At 71.3% G+C, this 19,633-nt stretch carries 22 protein-coding genes; 7 read left to right on the forward strand and 15 right to left on the reverse strand.

The window, feature by feature from the left end:
- Positions 1 to 84: 84 nt before the first annotated feature.
- The 8 genes from ACFYWS_RS08840 to ACFYWS_RS08875 all read right to left on the reverse strand — a co-directional run bounded on the left by ACFYWS_RS08840 (position 85) and on the right by ACFYWS_RS08875 (position 7,816).
- Positions 85 to 489 (reverse strand): PPOX class F420-dependent oxidoreductase, encoded by a 405-nt coding sequence (locus ACFYWS_RS08840; RefSeq protein ID WP_389271435.1) that lies wholly within the window; start codon positions 487 to 489, stop codon positions 85 to 87.
- A 4-nt stretch (positions 490 to 493) separates the two neighbouring features.
- The gene (locus ACFYWS_RS08845) at positions 494 to 1,780 is read right to left on the reverse strand and encodes an MFS transporter (protein WP_389271438.1); all 1,287 of its coding nucleotides are present in this window, start codon (positions 1,778 to 1,780) and stop codon (positions 494 to 496) included.
- 122 nt (positions 1,781 to 1,902) lie between these two features.
- Complete coding sequence (locus tag ACFYWS_RS08850; RefSeq protein ID WP_389271441.1) at positions 1,903 to 3,621, reverse strand: ABC transporter permease subunit; 1,719 nt, start codon at positions 3,619 to 3,621, stop codon at positions 1,903 to 1,905.
- The gene (locus ACFYWS_RS08855; RefSeq protein WP_389271444.1) at positions 3,621 to 5,084 is read right to left on the reverse strand and encodes an ABC transporter substrate-binding protein; all 1,464 of its coding nucleotides are present in this window, start codon (positions 5,082 to 5,084) and stop codon (positions 3,621 to 3,623) included. The genes ACFYWS_RS08850 and ACFYWS_RS08855 overlap by 1 nt, the downstream gene beginning before the upstream one ends.
- A complete protein-coding gene (locus tag ACFYWS_RS08860) occupies positions 5,084 to 5,647 on the reverse strand; it encodes a GNAT family N-acetyltransferase (protein WP_389271447.1) in 564 nt (187 codons plus the stop codon). Before ACFYWS_RS08860 ends, ACFYWS_RS08855 begins: the two co-directional genes overlap by 1 nt.
- A 146-nt stretch (positions 5,648 to 5,793) precedes the next feature.
- Complete coding sequence (gene ispF / locus ACFYWS_RS08865; protein WP_389271450.1) at positions 5,794 to 6,291, reverse strand: 2-C-methyl-D-erythritol 2,4-cyclodiphosphate synthase; 498 nt, start codon at positions 6,289 to 6,291, stop codon at positions 5,794 to 5,796.
- Positions 6,281 to 7,042 (reverse strand): 2-C-methyl-D-erythritol 4-phosphate cytidylyltransferase, encoded by a 762-nt coding sequence (gene ispD / locus ACFYWS_RS08870; RefSeq protein ID WP_389271453.1) that lies wholly within the window; start codon positions 7,040 to 7,042, stop codon positions 6,281 to 6,283. Before ispD ends, ispF begins: the two co-directional genes overlap by 11 nt.
- A gap of 291 nt (positions 7,043 to 7,333) precedes the next feature.
- Positions 7,334 to 7,816 carry a CarD family transcriptional regulator gene (locus ACFYWS_RS08875; RefSeq protein ID WP_266712542.1) on the reverse strand — a complete coding sequence of 161 codons (483 nt, stop codon included), beginning with the start codon at positions 7,814 to 7,816 and terminating at the stop codon, positions 7,334 to 7,336.
- A 619-nt stretch (positions 7,817 to 8,435) separates the two neighbouring features.
- On the opposite strand from ACFYWS_RS08875, the gene ACFYWS_RS08880 reads away from it, so the two are divergent.
- Entirely contained in the window at positions 8,436 to 9,083 is a 648-nt protein-coding gene (locus tag ACFYWS_RS08880; RefSeq protein ID WP_389271457.1) for a DUF461 domain-containing protein, read from the forward strand.
- 78 nt (positions 9,084 to 9,161) lie between these two features.
- Here ACFYWS_RS08880 and ACFYWS_RS08885 read toward each other — a convergent pair whose 3' ends face one another.
- Together ACFYWS_RS08885 and ACFYWS_RS08890 are read right to left on the reverse strand one after the other, a co-directional pair.
- The gene (locus ACFYWS_RS08885; protein ID WP_306321454.1) at positions 9,162 to 9,842 is read right to left on the reverse strand and encodes a response regulator transcription factor; all 681 of its coding nucleotides are present in this window, start codon (positions 9,840 to 9,842) and stop codon (positions 9,162 to 9,164) included.
- The gene (locus tag ACFYWS_RS08890) at positions 9,839 to 11,140 is read right to left on the reverse strand and encodes a sensor histidine kinase (protein ID WP_389271461.1); all 1,302 of its coding nucleotides are present in this window, start codon (positions 11,138 to 11,140) and stop codon (positions 9,839 to 9,841) included. Before ACFYWS_RS08890 ends, ACFYWS_RS08885 begins: the two co-directional genes overlap by 4 nt.
- A gap of 196 nt (positions 11,141 to 11,336) precedes the next feature.
- On the opposite strand from ACFYWS_RS08890, the gene phoU reads away from it, so the two are divergent.
- Positions 11,337 to 12,017, forward strand: coding sequence for a phosphate signaling complex protein PhoU (gene phoU, locus ACFYWS_RS08895; protein ID WP_389271464.1), 681 nt, complete (start codon positions 11,337 to 11,339; stop codon positions 12,015 to 12,017).
- A 93-nt stretch (positions 12,018 to 12,110) separates the two neighbouring features.
- Here the strand turns inward: phoU and ACFYWS_RS08900 are convergent, their stop codons facing one another.
- The 3 genes from ACFYWS_RS08900 to ACFYWS_RS08910 all read right to left on the reverse strand — a co-directional run bounded on the left by ACFYWS_RS08900 (position 12,111) and on the right by ACFYWS_RS08910 (position 13,516).
- The gene (locus ACFYWS_RS08900) at positions 12,111 to 12,272 is read right to left on the reverse strand and encodes a hypothetical protein (protein WP_389271467.1); all 162 of its coding nucleotides are present in this window, start codon (positions 12,270 to 12,272) and stop codon (positions 12,111 to 12,113) included.
- A 91-nt stretch (positions 12,273 to 12,363) separates the two neighbouring features.
- Positions 12,364 to 12,669: a hypothetical protein gene (locus tag ACFYWS_RS08905; RefSeq protein WP_389271470.1), complete on the reverse strand. Its 306-nt coding sequence runs from the start codon at positions 12,667 to 12,669 to the stop codon at positions 12,364 to 12,366.
- An 85-nt stretch (positions 12,670 to 12,754) separates the two neighbouring features.
- Positions 12,755 to 13,516, reverse strand: a complete 762-nt coding sequence (locus tag ACFYWS_RS08910; RefSeq protein WP_389271473.1) for a phosphoglyceromutase — start codon at positions 13,514 to 13,516, stop codon at positions 12,755 to 12,757.
- A 135-nt stretch (positions 13,517 to 13,651) separates the two neighbouring features.
- Between ACFYWS_RS08910 and ACFYWS_RS08915 the strand changes: the two genes are divergently transcribed.
- From ACFYWS_RS08915 to ACFYWS_RS08925, 3 genes are all read left to right on the forward strand, one after another.
- On the forward strand, positions 13,652 to 14,914 hold the full coding sequence (locus tag ACFYWS_RS08915) for an MDR family MFS transporter (RefSeq protein WP_389271476.1): 1,263 nt from the start codon (positions 13,652 to 13,654) through the stop codon (positions 14,912 to 14,914).
- Between the two features lie 30 nt (positions 14,915 to 14,944).
- Entirely contained in the window at positions 14,945 to 15,223 is a 279-nt protein-coding gene (locus tag ACFYWS_RS08920; RefSeq protein ID WP_389271479.1) for a hypothetical protein, read from the forward strand.
- A 68-nt stretch (positions 15,224 to 15,291) separates the two neighbouring features.
- Positions 15,292 to 15,483, forward strand: a complete 192-nt coding sequence (locus tag ACFYWS_RS08925) for a hypothetical protein (protein WP_351337851.1) — start codon at positions 15,292 to 15,294, stop codon at positions 15,481 to 15,483.
- Between the two features lie 13 nt (positions 15,484 to 15,496).
- Here the strand turns inward: ACFYWS_RS08925 and ACFYWS_RS08930 are convergent, their stop codons facing one another.
- Together ACFYWS_RS08930 and mshA are read right to left on the reverse strand one after the other, a co-directional pair.
- Positions 15,497 to 15,997 (reverse strand): YbjN domain-containing protein, encoded by a 501-nt coding sequence (locus ACFYWS_RS08930; RefSeq protein ID WP_326019396.1) that lies wholly within the window; start codon positions 15,995 to 15,997, stop codon positions 15,497 to 15,499.
- Positions 15,990 to 17,333: a D-inositol-3-phosphate glycosyltransferase gene (gene mshA / locus ACFYWS_RS08935; RefSeq protein ID WP_389271483.1), complete on the reverse strand. Its 1,344-nt coding sequence runs from the start codon at positions 17,331 to 17,333 to the stop codon at positions 15,990 to 15,992. The genes ACFYWS_RS08930 and mshA overlap by 8 nt, the downstream gene beginning before the upstream one ends.
- A gap of 168 nt (positions 17,334 to 17,501) precedes the next feature.
- On the opposite strand from mshA, the gene ACFYWS_RS08940 reads away from it, so the two are divergent.
- Positions 17,502 to 18,311 carry a class I SAM-dependent methyltransferase gene (locus tag ACFYWS_RS08940; RefSeq protein WP_389271486.1) on the forward strand — a complete coding sequence of 270 codons (810 nt, stop codon included), beginning with the start codon at positions 17,502 to 17,504 and terminating at the stop codon, positions 18,309 to 18,311.
- A gap of 172 nt (positions 18,312 to 18,483) precedes the next feature.
- Positions 18,484 to 19,545, forward strand: coding sequence for an NlpC/P60 family protein (locus tag ACFYWS_RS08945; RefSeq protein ID WP_389271489.1), 1,062 nt, complete (start codon positions 18,484 to 18,486; stop codon positions 19,543 to 19,545).
- Positions 19,546 to 19,633 lie beyond the last annotated feature (88 nt).

Below are 19,633 nucleotides of genomic sequence, written 5' to 3' on the forward strand. Positions count from 1 at the left end.
CGCCCCTGCGGGCCCCCACGGGGGTGCGGTCGCGGGGCGCTGCCCCGGGCCCCGCGCCTCAATCGCCGGCGGGGCTTGAATTGCTCAGACTCGGCCGACGACCTTGCGTGCCTGTACCCGGACGACCACTCGTTCGGCGTCCTGGCCGGACGTCGGGTTGAACTCCGCGTACTTCTTGCCCGTGTACTTCAGCGACAGCTCGTCGATGAGCTCCTGGCCGCCTTCCGTAGTGACCTCGGCGACGCCGCGGATCTCGGCGTACGCGTACGGGTTGTCGGCCGGCTGCACCAGAACCGTCACGCGCGGGTCGGCGTACAGGTTCTTCGTCTTGCGGCGGTCGACGGTCGTCGAGAACAGGACGTCGTCACCGTCGCGCTTCGCCCATACCGGGGAGACCTGCGGGCTCCCGTCGGGCTGGATCGTGGCGACAGCGATGAAGACCTTGCTGTCGAGCAGTGCCTTGAGCTCGTCGGACAGCTGGGCTGACATGGCCTCACTCCTTCTCGGGGGACGGTCGGCGCGTACCCGATCCTGCTGGAACGCACCCGAGCGGGCCGGTATTTCGGCGCTCTGTTCGCACGGGTGTCACGAAGCGGGCGAGCCCCGCCGCCACCAGCGGCACCACGGCGAGCGCCGACCACAGAACGGGCGCGGGCAGCGTGAGCAGCGCGCCCGTACCGGCGCTTCCGGCCAGCACCGCGAGCCCCGACACGGAGGACAGCGCCCCCGTCGCGAGGCCCAGATGCCGCTCGTCCACCAGGTCGGGGACGAGCCCGCGCGCCGCCGGGACGAGCAGCATCTGGCCGAGCGTGAGCAGCACGACCAGCGCGCACGCGGGCAGCAGGGCGTACGGGGTGCGGCTCGGGAGGTACGAGACCGTGGCCGCGACCGCCGCGAACCCCGCCGCCACGAGCAGCAGTCCCCCGGTCAGCGCGGCCCGCGGCGCGATCCTGGCCGCGGACCAGCGGGTGACAGGCAGCTGGGCGCCGACGACGAGCAGCGAGGACAGCGCGAAGAGGAGACCCACCGCGTCCTGCGAGCCGGTGGCGCGGGTGAGCTCGACGGGCAGCGCGAGATAGAGCTGGTTGTAGGAGATGAGGTAGCCGCTGTAGGCGAGGCAGAGCGCGAGGAAGCGGGGGTTCGCGAAGACGGCGCGCCCGCCCTTGACGCGGCGCGCGCCCGGAGCACGCTCCCGGCGCGGCATCAGGCGCGCGTGCCCCGCGAACACCCCCACGAAGACGAGCGCGCCCGCCAGGCACGCGGCCCGGAACCCGGCGTACAGCAGCGCGGTGCCGAGCAGCGGCCCGAGGAACGCGCCGGCCTGCCCCGCCGCCGAGAAGACGCCGAGCACCTGGGCGCGCGGGACGCCGGTGGCGCGCTCGTGGTGGACGGCCTCCCGGGCCGCCTCCGACTCGACGGCGGGCGAGAACAGCGCGGCGGCGAAGCCGACGAGCACGACCGCGGCGACGACGGTGACCGTGCTGCCCGCGAAGGCGAGCCACACGAACCCGGCGATCCGCAGCAGACACCCGACCAGCACGACCGGCCGCGGCCCGAACCGGTCGGTGAGCGCGCCCCCGACCACGAAGAGCCCCTGCTGACTAAACGTACGCAGCCCGAGCACAAACCCCACCGCCCAGCCCGCGAGCCCGATGGTGTCGGCGAGGTGGGTGGCGAGATAGGGCAGCACGGCATAGAAGCCGATGTTGAAGGCGAGCTGGGTGAGGGTGAGGAGCCGAAGGTACCCCGGCAGTCCCCACAGCACCGTCGTTGCGCCCACGGGGCTCTGCCCCGGACCCCGCGGGCTCTCGTACGAAAGGCGGGCTTGATGGATCCGGCGCAGCCAAATCAAGCCCCTGCGGCGATTGAGCAGCGGGGTCCGGGGCGGAGCCCCACGGCCAGTCACCGTCGCCGCCCGAGGCCACCGGCGGAGGCCAGCACCACAATCGCCCCCACGCCGGCGAGGCCCACCGCGGGGGCGAGGACCGACCACGCCGCCCGCTCCGCATACGGCAGGTTCTCCGTCAACAACCGCCCCCACTCGGGCGTGGGCGGCTGCGTACCGAGCCCGAGAAAACCAAGGGACGCCAGCGCCAGGGTCGTCGGCGCGAGACGCAACAACGCGTGCCGCCCCACCGTCGGCACCACCGCGCTCAACACGTGCCTGCGCAACACCTGCCACCGCCCCGCGCCGGAGGCCACCGCCGACTCGACATACCCGGCCCCCCGCTCCGCCTCGGCGACGGCCGCCGTGTGCGCGGCGAGGGGCGCCCAGCCGACCGCGGCGACGGCGACCGCCGCCCCCGTGACGCCCGCCCCGAAAAGACCGGTGACCAGGAGACCCGCCAGGATCGCGGGCATCGCGTTGGCGACCTCGGTGAGCCCCGCGGTCCACCGCATGAGGCCGAGCCCGACGCCCACCACGAAGCACACGGCGCAGACGGCCGCCGCCACGGCGAGCGTGCGCAGCGCCCCGTGACCGAGCCGGGCGAGGACGTCGCGGCCGAGCGCGTCGGTACCGAAGGGGTGGGCGCCGGAAGGACCCGACAGCCTGGCGGCCAGATCGACCTGGAGCGGATCGCGGGTCAGCCCCCACACGATGACGGCGAGCAGCAGAGCGGCCAGCGCCCCGGCGGCGTACATGCGTCCGCGCCCGCCCCCGGGCACCCGCGCGAGCCCCGGGAGCGCGCCCGCTTCGAGCGCGGGGCCGAGCAGCCGGCGCCGTACGAGCCCGACGAGCACCGCCGCCGCCACGCCCAGCGCGAGCAGCACCAGCAGGCAGCCCTGGAGCAGCGGCAGATCGAGGTCGAGCGCTGCCGCGACGGCCGTACCGCCGAGCCCCGGAATCGCGAAGACCGCCTCCACCGCGGCCGCGGCCCCGGTGAGCCCGACCATCGTGAGCCCCGCCTGCGGCAGCACCGCGGGCAGCGCGCGCCGCGCCACGTGCCGGGCGATCCGCGAGCGCGGCATGCCGTTCGCCCGCGCCGCACGCACCCACGGTTCGGCGAACGCGGCGGGCAGCGCGTCCTGGCCGAGCCGCCCGAGTACGGCGCCCGCCGGGATGCCGAGGGCGAGCGCGGGCAGCACGGCGGAGACGGGCGAGGCCCAGCCCTGTGCCGGGAACCAGCCGAGGTGCACGGCGAACAGCGTCGCGAGGACGGAAGCGAGGAGGAACTCGGGGAGCGCGGCGAGGATCCCCGCGCCCACCTCGTGCGCCGGTTCGGGCCGCGCACGCCGGAGCATCGGCACACACAGCGCCACCGCGAGGACGACGGCGACCACCATCGCGTACGCCATGAAGGACACGGACACCCAGAACGCGGAGCCCACGTCGGAGGCGACATCGGCACCGGTCACCCACGACGCGCCGAGGTCTCCGTGCGCGATCCCCCGTGCCCACTGCCCGAGGAACGTGAACGGGCCCTGGTCCAGGCCGAGTTGACCGCGCACCTCGGCCAGCTGCTTCGGCGTCGTGGGCGCGTCGCCGTACCGCGCGTGCAGCACGGTGAGCGCGGGATCGGTGCGGGTCAGCCAGGGCAGCAGCGCGGTGAGCACGAGCAGCCCGGCGGCGGCGCCGACCCGCCCGGCCAGCACGGACAGGTTCCTGCGGACACGGTTCATCAGGCGCGCGTCTCCAAGCCGACGAACTGTCGCTCATAGGGGTCGAGGACGACCCCGCGCACTCCCGCCCCGACGCCCTGCAAATGCTGTTCGTGGACGATCGGCACGGCCGCGTCGGTACCGAGGATCGCGGCCTCGGCGCGCAGCATGGCCCGGTGCCGCGCCGCCCCTTCGAGCCCGGCGGCCTCGCGCACGACGGAATCGACCCGGGCGTCCCTCAACTGCGAGATGTTGAAACTGCCCTCGCTGGTGAAGTCGGAGGCGAAGTACGAGACCGGGTCGCCGGTGTCGAGCGCGGTGGACCGGGACATCAGGAACGCGTCGTACTCCCCGTCCAGCGCGCCCGACTCAAGGCGCGCGTAGTCCTTCACGACGAGCCGCACCGCGAAGCCGGCCCGCCGCAGCTGCTGCTGGAGCGCGGCGGCGACCTCGGGCAGCTCCGCGCGGTTGGTGTACGTGGCAAGGGTGAGCTCCTGCCCGTGCGGCTTCGCCGCCTTCGCCCGGCCCGTGACGGGGAGCTGCTTCCCGTCGGCCCAGGCGAAACCGGGGCCGAGCAGGCCCGTGCCGCGCGTGGCGTACCCCTCGTACACGCTGCGCGCGAGGGCGCTCGTACCGATGGACTCCCGCACGGCGGCCCGCAGCCCGGCGTCCGCGAGCGGCCCGCTCCGCGTGTTCAGGTACAGGGTCGTGGTGCGCACGGTGGCGACCTCCCGCGCCCGACCGCCGAGAACGAGCGCCTGCGCGGCGGGCACGAACTCGGCGACCTCGATCTGACCCGAACGCAGCGCGTTGGCACGGGCGTTGTTGTCGGCGACGAAGGCCACGTCGAGGCCGCGCGCCGCCGCCTTCCCGCGCCAGTGCCCGTCGAACCGGTCGAGCGTCGCGGACACGGCCCCGTTCACCTCGGTCAGCGCGAAGGGCCCGGTGGCGGTCCCAACGGGATCGACGCCGCCGTCCTTCCCGTACGCGGCCGGGGAGAAGATCGCGAGCGACGGATTCGCGAGCCGCGCAGGCAGCAGCGGATCGGCGGTGCCGGTCGTGATCCGCACGGTCCGCTCCCCCGTGGCGCGCGCGGTGAGCCGTATGTCGCTGAGCACCCGCGGCTGCGTCTTCGCCCGCCCGGCCCGCGTCAGAGCCCCCTCGACGGCATCGGCGGTGACCCGCCCGCCGTCCTGGAACCGGGCGTCGCGCAGCGTGAACTCCCAGGTGGTGGCCGAGGTGCGGTCCCACTTCTCGGCGAGCGCGGGATGGACGACGCCCTCGGTATCCATCCGGGTGAGCCCGTCAACAACGGCGAGCCGACTGAGCAACAACCCGTCATCGCTGTACGGGGACAGTCCCTGGGTCGGCGCGAAGGCGAGGTCGACGGCGATCCGGCCACGCCGCGCGGTCCCGGTGAACGAGCCGCACGCGGACGTCAGCCCGATCCCGGCCGCCGCCAGCAGAAAGCCGCGGCGTCGCATCAGCCGACGGGCGCGTACGCGGGAACCGGCGCGGGCAGCGGCAACTCGAAGTGCACGATGCCCTGACCCCCGCCCGGCAACTCCCGCTCGTCGCACACCTCTTGGCCGATCGAGCGCCAGAAGGGCTCGGCGCCCGGGACGGCGGGATCGGTGTGCAGGTACACGGCTTCGTACCCATCGACCCCGGCCACGAAGTCGACGAGCTCCCGCACGAGATGCCGCGCGAGTCCGTTCCTACGATGCTCGGGGCGTACGTAGATCCGGCACAGCTGCGCGGTGGACCCGGAGGGGAAGCGGTCGGCGACCCACTGCGGGTTGGGCGGGGCGGCGGGCCCACGGTCACGGACGGCGCCGGTCGCGACGATCTCGCCGCTCTCCCGGTGCTCGGCGACGAGCAGGGTGCAGCGCTCGGGGCGCAGATAGTGGGCGGCCGGGTCGACGATGTCGGCGTGCCAGCGCGGCACGTACCCGGAGCGCAGGTCGCGGTACACGGTGTCCAGCATGACGGCACGGGCCTCGTCCACGTCGCCGTCCCCGGCCACGCGGATCACGTATTCACCCATCGCCTGCCTTCACCACGAACGGACCACTGCCCACCCATGCTAACTGCGACCGATTCGCAATAAGGCGCGGGGCTGCCGAGCCCATCAAGCCCCTGCGGCGATTGAGCAGCGGGGTCCGGGGCAGGGCCCCGGGTGTGACCGGCGGATTACACCCGCGCCACCAACGCCGTCGCCACCGCCATCAACCCCTCACCCCGCCCGGGAAACCCCAGCCCATCCGTCGTCGCACCCGACACGGACACCGGCGCACCAACCGCCCCGGACAACACCTTCTGCGCCTCGTCCCGCCGCTTCCCGATCTTGGGCCTCGGCCCGACGACCTGCACGGCCACGTTCCCGATCACGAACCCGGCCTCACGCACGACGCGCGCCGCCTCCGTCAGCAGCGCGACCCCGCTCGCCCCGGCCCACTCGGGCCGCCCCGTACCGAAGTGCTGCCCGAGATCACCGAGACCGGCAGCAGAGAACAACGCGTTGCAGGCCGCGTGCGCCACGACATCCGCATCGGAGTGCCCCGCGAGCCCGGCCCCGGAGTCCTCCCACTTCAGCCCCGCACACCACAGCTCGCGCCCGTCCTCGAACGCATGGATGTCCGTCCCGATACCGACCTGCGGCAGCACGAAGCCCGCGCCTTCAGAACTCATCGTTCGCCCTCCTCCGGGCAAGCACTGCCTCGGCGAGGACGAGGTCGAGCGGCCGCGTCACCTTGAACGCCTCCTCGTGCCCGGGCACGAGCACCACCTGGTGGCCGAGCTGCTCGACCATCCCGGCGTCGTCCGTCACCTCTGCGGTCACGGCCTCGTGCGCGCGCACGAGCGTCTCCCGGTCGAACCCCTGCGGCGTCTGCACGGCCCGCAGCCTGGCCCGCGAGGGCGTCGCGACGACCGGCTCCGGCGATCCGTCGGCGCTCGGCACGACCTCCTTGACCGTGTCCGCGAGCGGCAGCGCGGGAACGACGGCCGGAGCCCCGTCCCGTACGGCCTCGATGACCGAGTCGACCGTGTCGACCGGCACGAGGGGGCGGGCCGCGTCGTGCACGAGCACGATGTCGATGCCGGCAGGCAAGGCCTCGATCCCGAGCCGCACCGACTCCTGCCGGCTCTCCCCACCGGGCACGACGACGAAGTCGGTGCGCTCGGGCAGGGCGTGATCGGCGAGCAAGGACTTCACTTCGGCGGCGCCGTCGGGCGGCGCGACAACCACGACGAGGGACACGGCGCGGGACGCCGCCATCGCTCGGACGGCATGGATCAGCATCGGAGTACCGCTCAGCGCGCGCAGCGCCTTGGGGGCGCCTGGACCGAGGCGCACGCCCCGGCCGGCGGCCGGAATCACGGCCGCAGTGCGTACTGCGCTGCCTGCTGCGTTGTCCAATGGACGCGTTTCGTCAGACATCGGTTCCGTTCAGGTTTGTGCGCTCGGGAGAGGTGGGTATGGCCACAGCGTGCCGGGCGCGACGCCTTGACCGGACCCTTCCGTGACACTGGTCGAGCCAGCTGTCCGGGCCCGGCACACCAATGGGGATCACGCGAAGCGTGTGTGGGTACGAACATGCCGCAGCGCCCGGCGACACCATCAGGGTCATCGGGCACCACGGCATTGTTCTTTACGCGCCAGCAATCGTTACGTGCATGGCCGCTACGTACAGGGCGTCGCGGCAGCGCGTATTCAGGCGGCAGCGCGTATTCAGGACGCGAGAACCTCGTCGAGCAGGGCCTCGGCCTTGTCCTCGTTCGTGTTCTCCGCGAGTGCGAGCTCGCTCACCAGAATCTGGCGAGCCTTGGCGAGCATGCGCTTCTCACCCGCGGACAATCCGCGCTCACGCTCCCGACGCCACAGGTCACGGACTACTTCCGCGACCTTGATGACATCACCGGAGGCGAGCTTCTCCAGGTTTGCCTTGTAACGGCGCGACCAGTTCGTGGGCTCCTCGGCGTACGACGCGCGCAGCACCTCGAAGACCCGGTCGAGCCCGTCCTGACCGACCACATCACGCACGCCGACGAACTCCGCATTGTCCGCTGGCACACGTACCGTCAGGTCGCCCTGGGCGACCTTCAGCACCAAGTAGGTCTTGTCCACGCCTTTGATCTGGCGAGTTTCGATAGCCTCGATCAGCGCGGCCCCGTGATGGGGATAGACCACGGTGTCGCCAACCTTGAACGTCATGTGACAGGTACCCCTTCCGTGGCTATCCAGGGTAACACGGAAACGGCGGGTTCTGAATGGCGTTTTCGCAGGTCAGGGCGTATCTCGGGGCTTGACAACTCCATCAGGAACGTGCTGCGGAGGGGCGACGGAAGGGGGTATTCGCAGGTCGGAGCCGTTCTTCGAGGAAGCCGAAACGGGTACGCTACGGCCGCCACAGCGGGCCCCACAGGGGCCGAAAGTCCCGGTTTGCGTGCTTCGAAGCGATGAACTTTCGCTACTCCGTTCAGGGACCCGTAGGTACGTTCGATACGAATCCAGAATTGATCTTCGCGAATCAGCGCTCCACGTGATCGTTTTTCCGAACCCCCGCGCATTCCTTACCGGATATCCCTCCCGGGACCTGGACAGGCCTTATGTGAATGGTGAACAAGAGGCCTGGGCGGCCCAATGGTGACCGTGGGGAACGTGGGGTGATCGGGGTCCGGGCGCAGGAGCCGAAGACGGCGTCCGGGCCCGAGGGGCGGGTCGGGTGCGGCGGCGTGGGAACGGCTCGGTAACCTAAGGCGCCTGACACACCCTTAGGGCGGCTTTACACCCGGCCGCCTTGCCCGCCCACGTTTAAGGAGTTGCCGCCGCCGTGAGCAGCAGCCTTCGACGCGGCGCCCTCGCCGCCGCCGCCATCGCGTTCTCGATCGCCTCGCTCGCTGCGTGCGGCGCCGGCAACAACGCGCAGACACTTGAGGTCAAGCCCGACAACGCAGCGACCTCGGTCGGTGACATCAAGATCCAGAACGCCACCGTCATCACCCAGCCGGACCCGAAGTCCAAGGGCCCGGCCGTCGTCACGGGCACGATCTTCAACAACGGGAGCTCCGCCCAGACGCTCGACGCGATCACCGTCGACGGCGTCGGCAAGACCGCGAAGCTCTCGGACGCCAAGGGCGGCTCGAAGATCACCGTCCCGGCCGGCGGCTCCGTCATCCTCGGCGGCAAGGGCAACGCCTCCGCCGAGCTGCCCAACAGCCGCACCGCCGTCCTCGACGGCAACGCGCAGCCGATCACGTTCTCCCTCAGCAAGGCCGGAGACGTGCAGCTGAAGGCGTTCGTGGTGCCGGCCGACAGCTACTTCCAGAAGTGGGGTCCGAGCGAGGTTCCGGCCGCGCCGGGCGCCTCCGCGAACCCGTCCACGTCGGCCTCCACGTCCACGGTGCCGGGTGCCGAGGCCTCGGCCTCCACGACGGCCCCGGAGTCGGCCACGGCCTCGCACAGCGCCGCTGGTCACTGATCCGGAACCAGACATGGCGGAGGGGCGGAACCCGATGGGTTCCGCCCCTCCGCCATGTCCGCTCCGCGTCGCGGCGGTTTACGGCTCGAACTTGTAACCGAGGCCACGCACCGTAACGAGATACCTCGGCGCCCCCGGATCCGGCTCGATCTTGGCGCGCAGGCGCTTCACGTGGACGTCGAGCGTCTTGGTGTCGCCCACGTAGTCGGCGCCCCAGACCCGGTCGATGAGCTGCATACGGGTCAGGACCCGCCCCGCGTTGCGCAGCAGCATCTCCAGGAGGTCGAACTCCTTGAGCGGGAGGTCGACCTTGCCGCCTCCCACCGTCACGACGTGACGGTCGACGTCCATGCGGACGGGCCCGGCCTCCAGTGCCTGCGGCGCGACCTCCTCCGGCTCCCCGTGGCGGCGCAGGACCGCCCGGATCCGGGCGACCAGCTCACGCGAGGAGAACGGCTTGGTGACGTAGTCATCGGCTCCTATTTCGAGACCGACGACCTTGTCGATCTCGCTGTCCTTGGCGGTCACCATGATGACCGGGACATTGGAACGGCCGCGCAGCTGGCGACAGACCTCGGTGCCGGGCAGGCCGGGAAGCATCAGGTCGAGCAGGACGAGGTCGGCGCCGTTGCGCTCGAACTCGTCGAGACCGTCGGGCCCCGTGGCCGCGATGGCGACCTCGAAACCCTCCTTGCGAAGCATGTAGGACAAGGCGTCGGAGAAGGACTCCTCGTCCTCTACGACAAGCACTCGGGTCACGGAAGGACCTCCGGGGCGGCAGGAGTGGCAGGAATGGATTCGTATGCGGTTGTGTCGTCGGGCCCGTGTGCGTCGTCTTCGTCGCGTACGTCTCCGGGGCCACTGGTGCGGGACGGCTGTGTGGTCTGTGTGGATCGTGAGGTGCGGGTCGCGGCCGCCTCGGGCAGCCGCAGCGTGAAGGTGGAGCCCTGTCCCTCGGAGCTCCACACGGTCACCTCCCCGCCGTGCGAGGCCGCCACGTGCTTGACGATGGCGAGGCCGAGGCCCGTGCCGCCGGTCGCGCGGGAGCGGGCCGGGTCGACGCGGTAGAAGCGCTCGAAGACGCGCTCCTTGTCCTTCTCGGAGATGCCGATGCCCTGGTCGGTGACGGCTATCTCGATGCGGTCGCCGCCGCCCGCCGAGACGCGGCGGGCGGCTATGCCCACGCGCGTACGGGCCGGCGAGTAGTTGACGGCGTTCTCGACGAGGTTGCCGAGGGCGGCCGCGAGCTGCCCCCGGTTGCCCCAGACCCGCAGGTCGGCGGTGCCTCCGGCCGCCATGTTGATCTGCTTCGTGGCGGCGGGCTGGCGGCAGCGGTCGATGGCCTCGGCGACGAGTTCGTCGACGCGCACCGGCTCGGCGTCCTCCAGCGGGTCGTCGTTCTGCACCCTTGAGAGGTCGATGAGTTCCTGTACGAGGCTGGTGAGCCGGGTCGCCTCGTTCTGCATGCGCCCGGCGAACCGCTCCACGGCCTCCGGGTCGTCGGAGGCGTCCATGACGGCCTCGGAGAGCAGGGAGAGCGCGCCGACGGGCGTCTTGAGCTCGTGACTGACATTCGCCACGAAGTCACGCCGTACGGCCTCGATGCGCCGGGCCTCCGTGAGGTCCTCGACGAGCAGCAGCACGAGCCGGGAGCCGAGCGGGGCGACGCGGGCGGACACGGCGAGCGCGTCGCCGCGCCCCGTGCCGCGCCGGGGCAGGTCCAGCTCGACCTGGCGTATCTCCCCGTCCCTGCGTGTGTCGCGGGCCATCTGCAGCATCGGCTCGACCGCGAGCTTCCCGCCGCGTACGAGACCGAGGGCGTACGCCGCCGAGCTGGCCTTGACCACGCTGTCCGCCTCGTCGAGGACGACGGCGGAGGAGCGGAGCACGGAGAGCACGGTGTCGACGCCAGGCGGAAGGACCGGGTCCGTGTGCAGTGAGGTGCGCGTGGGGCGTTTCTGGTCGCGCTCGCTCCAGCGAAACGCCAGCATGGCGATGACACCGGTGCACACTCCGGCGATCGCTGCCGCTGCGGCGACCGCCGCGTTCACGTCCATGTCTTCAGGTTATGCGGCACCGGCCACTCCTCCACAGCCATCCGAGTGGCAGCTCGAACACTCGTCGCCCAGAGTTCACCTTGGGTACGGGGTCGATTCACTTGTGGTGCCGGATTCGGACGCGTACAGGACGGAACGTGGGAGCGTGGGGCCGTCCGGGTTCCATACGTAGCCAGGCACAGAGAGGGAACGCCGTATGCGTGACGCGTACCACGAGGAACTTGACTCGATCGGCGAGGGTCTGGTCGAGATGGCCCGCCTTGTCGGGTCGGCGATCGGGCGCGCCACCACGGCCATGCTCGACGCCGATCTGAAGCTCGCCGAGACCGTGATCGCCGCCGACCAGAAGGTGGACGATCTGCAGCACGAGCTGGAGGCGCGGGCCATAGCCCTGCTGGCACGCCAGCAGCCGGTGGCCACCGACCTCCGGATCGTCGTCACCTCGCTCCGTATGAGCGCGGACCTGGAGCGCAGTGGCGACCTGGCGCAGCACGTGGCGAAGCTGGCCCGCCTCCGCTTCCCGGAGCGCGCGGTCCCGCACGACCTGCACGCCACGATCCTGGAGATGGGCCAGCTCGCGCAGCGCCTGATGGCGAAGGCGGCGGAGGTCATCATCACCAAGGACGTCGACCTGGCGATGCAGCTCGAACAGGACGACGACGAGATGGACCAGCTGCATCGCACGCTCTTCCAGCACCTGATGGACGAGAAGTGGAAGCACGGCATCGAGACGGCGGTCGACGTGACGCTGCTCGGCCGCTACTACGAGCGCTTCGCGGACCACGCGGTGTCGGTGGCGAAGCGGGTCGTCTACCTGGTGACGGGCGAGCACGCGGACGAGGTGCAGACGCAGCCCCAGCCGGTCGAGAGCGCCTGACGGCACACGTCGCACGAGGAGGGCCCCGCGCAGCTGATCGCGCGGGGCCCTCCCGTGTACTGGTCCCTACTGGTCCCTACTGATCCCTGTCGGTCAGCAGGAGCCCCCGCACTGGCACGGCGCGCCCGACTGGCAGCCGCAGCCGCAGCCCGAGCCGCATCCACAGGCTCCGAGCAGCACCAACTTCGGTACGGTGCTGCCCACTTCGACCGGCACTTCGGGGGTCGGGTTCGGCTTCGGGGAGTCGGCGGCCATGGTGTTCCCTCCTCGACGGGGCTCCACGATGGAACCCTTCCCCCATTGCATGCCCACCGGGACGGGCGCATCAACGGCGCACGCGCGCGCGTCAGTTGCCGCGCACGCTGCCACCACCCCCCGAGCGCCCGACACTCAACCGCATCCGGCACTCGTCGTCCGCCGCCACCCGCACCGGCATCCCCCAGTGCACACTCAACCGCCGCCCCACCTCGACGAGTCGGCGGCGGTCCTGCGGGCTGTACGCGGGATACGTCGTCGTCCCGTGGTCGGCGAGCTGGTTGCCCAGGTCGCTGAACAGGATGTTCCGATAGCGCCGCTCCTCTTCGTCGGTGAGCGGGGCGGGGCCGTCGTCGCCGGGGAGCACGCGCACGTTGTAGAGGTCACGGGTCGTCATGGCGGGGAGGGTACCGCGTCAAAAAAAGCCCCTGGGGCGTGCCGTGTTCGGCACGCCCCAGGGGCGAAGGCGGAGAGGGAGGCTCTTACTTCTTCTTGCCCTGGTTCTTGACCGCCTCGATGGCCGCCTTCGCCGCGTCGGGGTCCAGGTACGTGCCGCCCGGCTTGACCGGCTTGAAGTCCGCGTCCAGCTCGTAGGCGAGCGGGATGCCGGTCGGGATGTTCAGGCCCGCGATGTCCGCGTCGGAGATGCCGTCGAGGTGCTTGACCAGGGCGCGCAGCGAGTTGCCGTGGGCCGCGACCAGGACCGTCCTGCCGGTCAGTAGGTCGGGGACGATGCCGTCGAACCAGTACGGGAGCATGCGGACGACGACGTCCTTGAGGCACTCCGTCTGCGGGCGCAGCTCGGGCGGGAGCGTCGCGTAGCGCGGGTCGTCGAACTGGGAGTACTCCACGTCGCGGTCGAGCGCCGGCGGCGGGGTGTCGTACGAGCGGCGCCAGAGCATGAACTGCTCCTCGCCGAACTCGGCGAGGGTCTGCGCCTTGTCCTTGCCCTGGAGGGCGCCGTAGTGGCGCTCGTTCAGGCGCCAGCTGCGGTGGACGGGGATCCAGTGGCGGTCCGCGGACTCCAGCGCGAGCTGGGCCGTGCGGATCGCGCGCTTCTGGAGCGACGTGTGGACCACGTCGGGGAGCAGGCCGGCGTCCTTGAGCAGCTCACCGCCGCGGACCGCCTCCTTCTCGCCCTTCTCGTTCAGGTTGACGTCCACCCATCCGGTGAACAGGTTCTTCGCGTTCCACTCGCTCTCGCCGTGACGGAGGAGGATCAGCTTGTACGGTGCGTCGGCCATGGGGCCGAGCCTAATCGACCCGTCCGGCGCCTGCCGATTGACGGTCCCCGTCAATTGAGTGGCCCCTACCAATACCCGGCAAGTAAGTTATGTAAACCTTCTGCACTGCTTACATCGGCCCCGGGGGATGCACCCATGTCAGTCGCCTCGCTCAGACGTGCCGTCACGGAGTCCGTCTCCGGGCTGCCGCGCGAATTCTGGTGGCTGTGGACCAGCACTCTGATCAACCGGCTCGGCAACTTCGTCTTCACCTTCCTCGCCCTGTACCTGACCGCTTCGCGTGGGTTCTCGGCCGCGTACGCCGGTCTGGTCGCCTCGCTGATCGGGCTCGGCGGGGTCATCGCGTCCATGCTCGGCGGGGTGCTCGCCGACCGGCTCGGGCGGCGGCCGACTCTGCTCGGCGCGCAGCTCGCCACCTCGGCGACGGTCGCCGCGCTCGCCTTCGTGCGCGACCCCGTGTGGATCGCGGTCACCGGCTTCGCGCTCGGCCTGGCGTCGAACGCCTCGCGGCCCGCGATCCAGGCGATGATGGCCGACATCGTGCCGCCCGAGGACCGGGTGCGGGCGTTCTCGCTCAACTACTGGGCGATCAACCTGGGGTTCGCGATCTCGTCCGTGTACGCGGGGTTCCTCGTCTCGCAGAGCTACACGCTGGGCTTCCTCGCCGAGGCGGTGATGACGCTGGCCTGCGCCTGCGTCGTCTTCGTGAAGGTGAAGGAGTCGCGGCCGACGCGCACGGTGGTGCCCGGCGCGCCGTCGAGCCCGGTGGTCACCATGGGGACCGTGCTGCGCGACGGCCGCTTCATGCTGATGGTGGGGCTGTCGTTCCTGGTCGCCGTCGTGTTCACGCAGAGTTCGGTGGGCCTGCCGATCGTCATGGGCGAGAACGGGCTGAGCAGTTCGGATGTCGGGCTCGTCGCCGCCGTCAACGGTGTGGTGATCGTCGCGTTGCAGATTCCACTGACCCGGTTCATCGAACGGCGTGATCCCGGGCGCCTGTTGACCGTCTCCTCGCTTCTCATCGGGTACGGCTTCGCGCTCACCGCCCTCGCCGGATCCCTCGCCGCGTACGCGCTCACGGTCGTGGTGTGGACGCTCGGCGAGATGATCAACGCGCCTACGCAGTCGGGGCTCGTGGCCCGGCTCTCACCCGCCGAGGGCCGCGGTCGCTACCAGGGCGTCTACACCATGTCGTGGTCGGCGGCGGCCCTCGTCGCCCCGCTCGCGGGCGGCTGGGTGATCGACTCGGCGGGCGCCGGATGGCTGTGGGCGGGGTGCGCGGCGCTCGGCACGGTGACGGCGGTCGGGTACTGGGTGCTGATGCGGGGACTGTCGGACGAGGAGCCCTCAAGGCCCGTTGTCGCGGCGCCCGTGGAGGCGGAGAACAGCCCGGCGTGACGGGGCAGTTCGGTGGGTACGGGACCGTACATGGCCGAACCCCCAAGGACCTCCTCCAGAACTGACGAACCGCCCAGAACGCTGGTGGGCGGCGTCGAGGTCGACGTCCCCAACAGCATCCCGGCGATCCGCGCCGCGCTGGACGTGACGCGCCGCGTCGAGTTCGACAAGGCGATCAACGCGGCGGGGGTCGGCGAGATCCACGCCGTCATGCGGCACTGGATGCTGGAGGCGGTACCGGACCCGGAGGCCGACGCGATCCTGGCCCGGCTCGCCCGCGACGAGGCGGAGAGGCGGGGCCCGGCTTGAGCCGCCGACGCAGGCGCGGCGCCTGCCGCGTCGCCTTCGCACCGCCCGCCGACGACACGCTCGCCAAGATGGCGAACCCGGACGCCTTCCGCGACGAAATGGCCCGCACCCTCTCCCACGACCCCTACGGCCACGGCTCCACCACGGTCTCCGGAGAACGCGACCGCCGCGAGGCGACGGTCGGCGGGGCGATAGTCCTCTACTACGTATCCGGGTCGGTGCTGACCGTGACGGTGGTGCGGATGGTGGCGCTCAACTAAGGCACAGAAGGGGCTACTTGGCGGGGCGCTGGGTCAGATGCGTGAACGCGTCCAGGTTGCGCGTCGACTCGCCGCGCGCCACCCGCCACTCGTACTCCTTGCGGATCGCGCTCGCGAAGCCCAGTTCGAGGAGGGTGTTGAAGGAGCCGTCCGCCGCCTCAAGGACCGAGCCGAGGAGGCGGTCCAGTTCGTCGGGGGTGACGGCGGCGAGCGGGAGCTTTCCGGTGAGGTAGACGTCGCCGAGCTGGTCGACCGCGTAACTGACGCCGTACAGGCGCAGATTCCGCTCCAGGAGCCAGCGGTGCACCCCGGCCTCGTTCTCGTCGGGGTGGCGGATCACGAAGGCGTTGAGCGAGAGGCTGTGCCGGCCCACACGCAGGGACAGCGTCGTCGAGAGCTTGCGGGTGCCGGGGAGCTTCACGACGTACGAGCCCGGCTCCGGGCTCTCCCACTCCAGCTCGGCGTCCTTCAGCGTGGACTCGATGACGTCGTGTGCCGGTCGCTGGTCAGCCATGGTGCGAGGGTACGTGACGGCGCCTCGCCTGCATCGCCGCCGTGTAGACGTCCGCCGTGGCGGAGGCCGCCGTGTCCCAGCCGAAGGAGAGGGCGTGGCGGGCCGCGGCGTCGCCCATGGTGCCGACCAGGTCGGGGTGGTCGGCGAATTCGCGCAGCACGCGCGCGTAGCGGGCAGGTTCGTGGCCGTCGACAAGGAAGCCGGTCTTTTCGTCGCGCACGGCTACGGGGAGGCCGCCCACGGACGCCGCGATCACCGGCGTACCGGCGGCCTGGGCCTCTATGGCGACGAGTCCGAAGGACTCGTTGTAGGAGGGCATGACGAGTACGGAGGCGGCTCGGAACCAGTCCGCCAGCGCCTCCTGGCCGACCGGTGGCTGGAAGCGGACCACGTCCGCGATGCCGAGCCGCGCGGCGAGCTTCTGGAGCGCCGCGGGCTTGGCGAGGCCGCTGCCGCTGGGGCCGCCGACCACGGGGACGACGATGCGGGAGCGGAGCTCCGGGCGCTCGTCCAGGAGGACCGCGACGGCCTTCAGGAGGATGTCCGGCGCCTTGAGGGGCTGGATGCGGCCCGCGAAGAGCGGGACGAGCGCGTCCTGCGGCAGGCCGAGGCGGGCGCGGGCGGCGGCCCTGCCGTCGGCGGGGCGGAAGCGGTCCAGGTTCACGCCGGGGTGCACGACCGCGACGTTCCCGGGGTCCGCCTCGTAGTGGCGGACCAGCTCGTCGGCCTCCTCCGCCGTGTTCGCGATGAGGCGGTCGGCGGCGCGCACGATCTGGGTCTCGCCGATGACGCGGGCGGCCGGCTCGGGGGTGTCGCCCTCGGCGAGCGCCGCGTTCTTGACCTTGGCCATGGTGTGCATGGCGTGCACGAGGGGCGCGCCCCAGCGCTCCGCGGCCAGCCAGCCGACCTGCCCGGACAGCCAGTAGTGCGAGTGGACCAGGTCGTAATAGCCGGGGCGGTGGCCCGCCCACGCCTGCATGACTCCGTGTGTGAAGGCACAGAGCTGGGCGGGCAGCTCCTCCTTGGCGAGGCCTTCGTAGGGGCCCGCGTCCACGTGCCGTACGAGGACGCCCGGCGCGAGCTCGACCTCCGGCGGCAGGCCTCCGGCGGTGGCGCGGGTGAAGATCTCGACCTCGATGTTGATCGCCGCGAGCCGCTTGGCGAGCTCCACTATGTAGACGTTCATGCCGCCCGCGTCGCCCGTACCGGGCTGATGGAGGGGCGAGGTGTGCACGCTGAGCATCGCGATGCGGCGGGGGCGCCGCTGCGCACCGGGGAACCGCAGCAGGGCGGGAGCAGCCCCGGAGCGGCGGAACCTGGTCACGTACTGGCTCACGTGGCGGGCCCTCCTTGGTGGGCTACTGCGGGCACGACGACCGGAGGGCACAGGCCCTCTCCAAGGGGGGCAACGCCGGATTCGGCTGCTCCATTTCCACTTTGCCGAATCATTACCCTACGGGTCTCAACCAAAGCCGCGTCCGGCGCAGCGCATACCCTCTTACCCATGAGCCCGCGCCCCTCCTCCCGCCCCGTGGGGACTGTGACGCGAGGCACCACCAACCCCAATCGGCTGCGCCGCATGGACCGCTGGATCGCGGCCGTGCACGGTGCCGCGCTGCGCCGTGCCGACGACCCGGTGGCGGTCGACCTCGGCTACGGGGCGGCGCCCTGGACCGCGGTGGAACTGCTGACCCGGCTGCGCGGGGCGGCGCCGCACGCGCGCGTGGTCGGCATCGAGATCGAACCTGCGCGGGTCGCCGCCGCGAAGCCCTACGAGCGGGACGGTCTTGAATTCCGGCACGGCGGCTTCGAGCTGCCCCTGGAGAGCGCGCCCCTCCTGATCCGCGCCGCGAACGTGCTGCGCCAGTACGACGAGGAGCAGGTCGCCGCGGTGTGGGAGCGGCTGTGCGCGCGGCTCGCGCCGGACGGCCTCCTCGTGGAGGGCACCTGCGACGAGATCGGGCGCCGGCACGTGTGGGTGGCGCTCGGCCCCGAAGGCCCGCGGACCGTGACGTTCGCGACCCGGCTCGGCTCCCTGGACACCCCGTCCGACCTGGCCGAACGACTCCCCAAGGCGCTGATTCACCGCAATGTCCCCGGCGAGCCTGTGCACGCCTTCCTGCGCGACTTCGACCGGGCGTGGGCGTCGGCCGCGCCCTACGCCTCGTACGGCGCGCGGCAGCGCTGGATCCGGGCGGTGCGGGAGCTCTCGGCGGACTGGCCGGTGGTGGACGGGCCGGGGCGCTGGCGGCAGGGTGAAGTGACCGTGACGTGGGGGGCGTTGGCGCCGCGGCGGGTTTCGGCGGGCGGCTGAGACGCGGCGGGATCCGAGGGAACGATCTCGGCACTTCGTTCGTCGAACGGTGCGGGGCAGTTGCCATACCGCGTCGGGGTCTGTCGGATTCGAGGCGCGCATGGCACCATCCCCGGAGCATTCGACTTACTGACGGTCCATCAGGTTTGTGTCGGCTGTGGGGGCGGAGCAGATGAGCAAGCGGAGCACGACGACGGTGGCGGCCCTGGCGCTCGTGTGCGCCGTGACCGTACCGACGCCGACGGGACTGGCGTACGCGAAGCCGTCCCCCTCTCCATCGCCGTCAAGTTCGCCCGGCGTCAAGGACCTTGAGTCGATCCGCAAGAAGATCGACAAGCTGTACCACGAGGCCTCGGTCGCCACCGACGCGTACAACGCGGCGGAGGAGAAGGCCGCCGACCAGTCCGACCAGATCGTGAAGCTGGCCCGGAAGATCGCCGCGGGCCAGCAGGAGCTCGACAGCCTCAAGGGCCGGGCAGGCGCGGCGGCCCGCGAGCAGTACCGCACCGGCGGGATCTCCCAGGAGACCCAGTTCATGCTCGCCGGCGACCCGGGCCGCTTCCTCGACAACGCGGGGCGGGCCTACCAGGGGCAGAAGGCCACGCGGAATTTGATGTCACGCCTCGTCCGGACGCAGGACGCCCTGGAGGGGTACGCGGACGCCGCCTCCGCCAAGTGGAAGGCGCTGGACGAGGGGCGCGAGAAGAAGGCCGCCGCGAAGCAGCGGATCGAGAAGCAGATCAAGGCGGCGCAGAAGATCGAGGACAAGCTCGCCAAGAAGGAGCGCGAGCAGCTGCGGCAGCTGGAGGAGGCGGCCGAGCAGAAGGCACAGACGGAATGGCTCTCCTCGGGCGTCCTGAAGGAGATCGACTCCAAGGCCTCGGCGGCCGGCAAGAAGGCCGTGCGCTATGCCTCCGAGCAGTTGGGCAAGCCGTACGTGTGGGGCGCCGAGGGCCCGAAGTCGTTCGACTGCTCGGGGCTGACCTCGCAGGCGTGGGCCTCGGCGAAGCAGCCGATACCGCGCACGTCGCAGGAGCAGTGGAAGCAGCTGAAGCGCATCGACATCAAGGACATGCGCCCCGGCGACCTGATCATTTACCACGACGACGCCAGCCATGTCGGGATGTACATAGGCAAGGGGGCGATCATCCACGCGCCGCGTCCTGGGCGGGATGTGACGGTCGCGGGCGCGGGCTCCATGGCGATGCTCGGGGTGGTCAGGCCCGACGCGTGAGGGCCGGGTGACCGGATGACTGAGGGTCGGACGACCGGATGCCGGACATGGGTCCAGATGGGTGACGTGCCCCACGTGACGCACAGCA

The sequence above is a fragment of the Streptomyces sp. NPDC002795 genome, assembly GCF_042888725.1.
Classification (GTDB): Bacteria; Actinomycetota; Actinomycetes; order Streptomycetales; family Streptomycetaceae; genus Streptomyces.